Source organism: Clostridium tarantellae, from assembly GCF_009295725.1.
GTDB lineage: Bacteria > Bacillota > Clostridia > Clostridiales > Clostridiaceae > Sarcina > Sarcina tarantellae.
This window is the reverse complement of record NZ_WHJC01000192.1, coordinates 1-6,476: the sequence shown is the minus strand read 5'-3', so window position 1 is coordinate 6,476 and position 6,476 is coordinate 1. Positions and strand designations below refer to the sequence as shown.

Below are 6,476 nucleotides of genomic sequence, written 5' to 3'. Positions count from 1 at the left end.
TTAAGAAATTGGGATCTACCACCATGTGTAGCACTTAATCCTACTGATGAAATAAAAAAAACTTTAAACAATAGCTTGTGTAAATAATTTTTAAAAATATCAATAATTTTTTAAGAGAGTTCTTTTTAAAAATCATCTGTAAAAATTTAACTTTGGTTAATGCAGTTTATATTGAAATTTTTTGATTCTAAATCAAAGCATACGACAATTTTCTTGACAAACACCGTATTACAAGAAGATGAAATAGCAAGTACAGCAGCTATAACTAGATTAAGATATCCAAAAGATATAAGCCTTTTAGGACAAGCAGAGATTAAGTTTAGAAATGGAGAAATAAAAAGAATTCCTTTTGAAAATTTAAGTGAATTTTCAGCTAGAAATGAAGCAGTTAATGTAGAAGATACTATTGAAGAGGTTGTTGCATACTTTGATTCTGAATTTTTGAAAAATGGAGTAGAAATTGTGGATACTCCAGGATTCAATTCCACTTATGAAGTACATACAGAGATTGCAAAATCTTATGTAAAAAAAGCAGATGCCTCTATATTTTTATTTTCCTATGAAAAACCAGGGGCTAAAGAGGAAATAAAGTTTTTAAAGTACATTAATGATAGTATGGATAGAGTTTTTTTAGTATTAAATAAAATAGATTTATGTAATACATCAGAAAATACTGTGGAGGACACCATAGAAGACTTAAGAAACAAATTGGTAAAATCTGGAGTGTTTGTTGAAGATAAGAAAATTTATCCCATATCAGCTATGTTGAAAAAAGAGGGAATAAAAGAAAATTCAGAAAAGAAAACAAGAGCTTCAAATTTTGATAAATTTTCTGATGAATTAGCAGAGTATTTAACTAGTGATGAAAATATAAAAGATAGACTATCATCTCCAGTTAATTTTATAATAAATGAATTATCTAATTATAAACAAGAATTAGATTTGAAAATTAAAGATTTTAATAGTGATAAAGAAATAATAGAAAAAAATATTAAAGAAGAAGAAAAAACTGTAGAGGATTTAAAAAATGAATTAAAAGAAAAGAAAAAGCACATAGAAAATTTAGTGAAAAAAGCTTTACGTAAAGCTAAAAAAGTTATTGAAGAAAAAAATGAAGCATTAAAGGAAAATATAAATGAAGATTTGAAAAAAATCAACTCACAATTTACTTTAAAATTAAATGATTTTAGTGATATGAATTATGAAATTGAGTTAGGGATGAAAAGAGCTTGGAATAGTACTAAGAATATTCTAGAAAATGATTTAACTGAAGTTATTGATGAAATTGTAGATGAAGAAGAAAATATTAAAGATATAGAAGGTAAATTAATAACTATAATTAATAATGGTTTAAATATAGAAAAATTAAATTTAGATGAGCCAGAAGTTAATTTTGATGAATTAGATAAAATAGATTCTGAAGTTAGAGAGCTAGAATATAATTATCAGGATCTAAAAGCAAAAGTTGCAAATTTTATAAATGAAAAATCAAAGAAAACACAATATGAAGAAGAAGTAACTGAATTGAAAGAAAAATTAAAAAGATTAGAAAATGAGAAAAGTACTAAATTGTTATCTTTAGGAAATGGTGAGATAGTTCAAAGTAAAAGAACAAATACACGTACAAAAAAACGTGGTGGATTATTTGGTAAAATACGAGATGTTTTATTAGGAGAAAAAGAAGTTGAGTATATAGAAACATATGAGGATGATTTTAATTATAAAGAAGTTAAAAGGTTAAAAAGTGAAATGAATGATGAATATGACTCTAAATTAAGTAATATGGATAGAGAGTTAGAAGAAAAGAGATTAAACTTACTAAATTATGCAGATGTTGATTATAAATTAAATGAGTTAAATAAAGATAAAGAAAGATATAAAGAAAGATATGAAAAGGCAATTAATAATAAAGATGAAAAAAAGAGTGCAGTAGAAGAGATGATTATAACTGTAGCTAAAAATAAATATAAAAGAGTGCTTTTTACAGCTTTAGATGAGTTTGATGAAAATACAAAAATATTTTTAGATAATAATAAAAACTTTATAACAAAGGTTTTAATTGAAGCTTTAAATGAAGATAAAAGAAAATTACAGTTACATGAAGAAGAAGTGTACAACTTATATTATGCACAAGCTTCATCACCAGAAATTTTAGAAAAAGAGATAAAGGATATGTATATAAAAATTGATGGTATAAATAGTGATATAGGAAGATTAAGAGATGTTAAAAGGGAAGTGTTATAAATGGATATGGAACAATTAGAAAAATTTAATATTAATCCTAAAGAGATTCAAAAATATATTGATAAAATAAATAACTCAGAAAAGGTAGTTGCTATAACAGGAGAATTTAGTTCAGGAAAAACAACTTTTATCAATGCATTAATAGGAAAAAAAGATTTTCTTTCAACAGGCAATGGGGAGTGTACTCCTATATTGATAGAAATAATAAAGGGAAATAATAATGTTTTTGAAGTTCATTATAAAGATAACTCGGTTTCTAATGAAAAATTAAACAAAGAGAATTTGTTGAAGTATTCTCAATATAAAGAAGGTTATGATACTAATATTTTAGGTATTACTGTACCTATTGATAATAAATTTATTGGAGAGAATGTAACATTAATAGATACTCCAGGAACTAATACCATAATAAAAGAGCATGAGGAAATAACAGAATATATATTAAAAAGATCAGATATTGTTTTATATATTATTAATAAAGTAATTTCAGCAAGTGATATTGAAAGAATAAAGGAAATAGAAAAATATACAAATCATATAATTTTAATTGTTACTAATATGGATGAAAAGATAGGTGATAACTTTGTTAATAGGAGTGAAGATGATATAAATAAATTAATTGATGAAGTTAAAAAAGAAGTATCAAAAAGTTTAGGTGTAAAAGAATTTGATATACTTCCAATAGGATCTAAAGCTTCTTTTACAAATAGCAAATATATAAATGATATAAGAGAAGTTATAAATGATTATATAAATATTAATAAAAAAGAAGTTATAAAAAATAGAGTTAAAGGACAATTAGAACTATTATTTAAAAATAAATATGAAGAAATAAAAAAAGAATTAAGTCTTATAGAAGAATTAAAAAATAATGATAGGGAAGAGTTAATTAAAAAAATTGATAGATTAGAACAAAGAATTTCTAAAGCTAATAAAAATTCAGAGGGATTTAATAAAGAGTTTTCTGAAAATAAAAAAAATATAGAAAAAAGTACATGCAATAAGTTAAAAGAGTTATTTGAAAGTCAACAATATAAATTTTTAAAAGAAATTAATAAACAAAATGAGATTAATGAAGATTTTATTGAAGAAGGAGTATATGAGTTATCAAATGAATGTAATGCTAAAATTAGGGGAATTATAGAAAAGCAATTAGATAAGCTTGTAAATGAAGTTTTTCAAAATGGTAGTGAAGAATTAGACGACTTAATTAATGATTTGGATTTAAACTTTGAGGTGGACTTTGATGCACCAACTTTAGAAGAGTTAAGTGAAGATTTTGATGAATTTTCAACTTTGCAGTTTAAAAAATTAAAAAGGGTAAAAGAAAAACAAATGAATATTGAAAGAGAGCTTGGTGTTACTGAAGAGAATATTTCTATGTTTGATGAAAATTTAGATCATATTTACAAAAAAGCTAAAACAGAAGAAGATACTTATCAAAACTTATTTAATAAAAAATTAGATTTAGGGTCCTATAAAGCTGAATATGAAATTGTATATGATGAAGATGGATCAGATTTAGGTGCTAAGACTGGTAGAGTTATTGGTGAAGTAGCAGATTTTGCATTAATGTTTTGGAGTCCTAGTAAATCAGCAGGTACTTTAGCTAAGGGAGCGGATGCTTTTAAGGATTTAGCTAAAGGTGTTAAAATAGTAGGAAATGCTGCAAAGAAGGTAGAAAAAGGAGCTAAAAAAGCTAAGAATTTTAAAAAATCTCAAAATTCAGCATTAAAAATGCTACAGTATTTGGAATTTGGATATTATGGAGAAGCTTTAGGTAGAAAAGTTGGAGGAGCTATTAAGCCAAGTAAAAGTAGATTAGTTGAGAATGAAGATAAGAAACAAGAGTATTTAGATAGAAAAGAACAATTAGAGAAAGCTATATGTGAAAATAATATAAAAAGACAAAGTTTAGATAGAGAAATAGCTGAAAATAAAATATCAATGGCAGCAGCAAGAAGAAAAAGAGTTGCAATGAAGGCAAATATGGAAGCTTATGAAAAAGAAGAACAAAATTTAATAGAAAGTATAGAAAAATTAAGAGAAAAAGATAGTAAGGAAAAATTAAATAAGTATTATTCAAATGCAATAGAAGACATAATTAATGATCAGTTAAATAATGCTAATAAACTAGTTAAAGAAATTATTGATGAAGCTAGTGAAAGAGCTATTATTAAAAGTAAAGAAATGTTTATTGAAAAGGTAAATTCTTTAAAAGAAGCACTATCTATTACAATTTCCAATAAAGATATTATTGAAAATGAAATTAATACAAAAAAAGTATTATTAGCAGATTTGAGTTCTTATAGAGATTGGATAAATGAGTGGGTACAGTAATATGAATACAATGGATATACTTGAAAATTTAAGATTTCAAAAAGAAAAGTTTCCAGAAATATATAATTCGTATAAAAATAATTCATCTATAGAGGTAGCCTCAACATTACTTCAATTGGATGATTACGAAAGAAATAACAATATATTTATTCTAACTGAAAATTTTGAAGATATATTATTAAAAGCTTTTAATATACCTAAATATATGCTTATAAATTATGATTTAGGTAATTATAATTTAATATATTTATATAAAGATTTTGAAGAAAAATTAGATGTTAGAGATGATATACTAGAAATTTATTATCCATATGTGTACAACTTACAAATAGATAAAGTTATAATTTCAAATAAAATTAAAAGAGATAGTATGAATAATATTGATACATTATTCATGTTAAAAGAAATAAGTTTATTTGAAAAAAGTTATTTAAAAAAGTGCCAATATAAAGTTAAAAGAATAAATGAAATAAGTGATTTAAAAGATATCTTTATTTCATTTAAACCTTCCTATAATGAAAGTGAATTAGTAAATAAAATAAATAAAAGCAATTTATTTAAAACTAAAAATATAGACACTTATTTAGATGAACATTACAAAATTTCAGTATCAATGGATTTTATAAGAAGCATAAATAAAGATAACAATAAACAAATTTTTGAAATAATAAATGAATTAATAACTAAAAGTATGAGAATATATGAAAAAGAATCTAAAAATATTTTGAAAGAGTATATTAATAATAACTTTATAAGTAATTATAAGCTAATAGATTCTTATTTAAATAATAAAAATAACTTGCAAAAATTTTTAAATGAAAATTTTAAAAAAGAATTAAGAAAAAGACTTAAAGAAACTAATAATAAATCAACTGATAAAGTTAAAGGTTCAGATATTTTTAAATCAAGAAATTTGGTGAATTTGTTAAATAGTGATATCAGTAAAATAGATGAATATTTAAGTTATTCATTAAGTAGTTTAATAAAAAGTATTAATGACATTTAAACATAAAGAAAAATTGGAGGAAAACAAATTGGATATAATATTAAAATCAATAATAATATCATTAATAGGTACAGCTTCAGTAAATTTAGCTTATAAACCAAATAATTTACCTGTTTTAGTTAGTATAAACATAATTCTTCTAGTAAGTACTTTATTTATTCTGAAAAGAGAAAAAGATATTAAAAGTAATGGTAAAGATGAGAGAAAGAAATATTTAGAAGAATTAAATGAAAAAAACTTAATTAAATTTGAAAATATGGTGAATAATGTAATAGATAAAAATGATGAATTAAATGATGAATTTAAAAAGCATATGAAAAGTATAACTATAGTTTTGAAAGAAGGTTTAAATGAATCATTACTAAGAATAAATAATACTCTTGATAAAATAAATACAAGCTATATGGAAGCAAATGATAAATTAATAAATGGAATAGAAGAAAAAAATAAAGAATTAATAGATGAATTACATATTATAAAATTAAATATAAATGAAAATATGATAAAAGAGTTAGAAATACATAATAAATGTTTATATAGTAATAATGATATTAAAGAAAACTTAGAAAATGGAATGAAAAATATAAATAATAATGAAGAAAAAGTAATAGAGAATTTAGAAAATATATTAAATAAAGAAGAGGAGAATGTTGATAATTTAGAATCATTAATTAAAAGAGTAAAATCAACAGAAAATAATATAATATATTTAAAAGATGAGTTAATAGAAAAAGATGAAAAAATAATTGAAAGTAATAGGAGTGTAATTAATGAATATAAAGAAATTCAAGGTAGCATGTTAAATGAATTAAATAAATTAGCTGATAAAAATGAACATATAGTTAAATTATTATTAGATAATTATAAAGTTTTAAATTCTTTAATA

4 protein-coding genes are annotated in these 6,476 nt (G+C 22.4%); all 4 read left to right on the top strand.

Annotated features, from left to right (window positions below):
• The first annotated feature begins 171 nt into the window (after positions 1–171).
• Positions 172–2,244 (top strand): dynamin family protein, encoded by a 2,073-nt coding sequence (locus GBZ86_RS11150; RefSeq protein WP_207707444.1) that lies wholly within the window; start codon positions 172–174, stop codon positions 2,242–2,244.
• On the top strand, positions 2,245–4,584 hold the full coding sequence (locus GBZ86_RS11145; protein WP_152890681.1) for a dynamin family protein: 2,340 nt from the start codon (positions 2,245–2,247) through the stop codon (positions 4,582–4,584).
• Position 4,585: 1 nt separating this feature from the next.
• Positions 4,586–5,590 (top strand): hypothetical protein, encoded by a 1,005-nt coding sequence (locus GBZ86_RS11140; protein ID WP_152890679.1) that lies wholly within the window; start codon positions 4,586–4,588, stop codon positions 5,588–5,590.
• Positions 5,591–5,618: 28 nt separating this feature from the next.
• A partial coding sequence (locus tag GBZ86_RS11135) for a hypothetical protein (RefSeq protein ID WP_152890677.1) occupies positions 5,619–6,476 on the top strand: 858 nt, incomplete at its 3' end.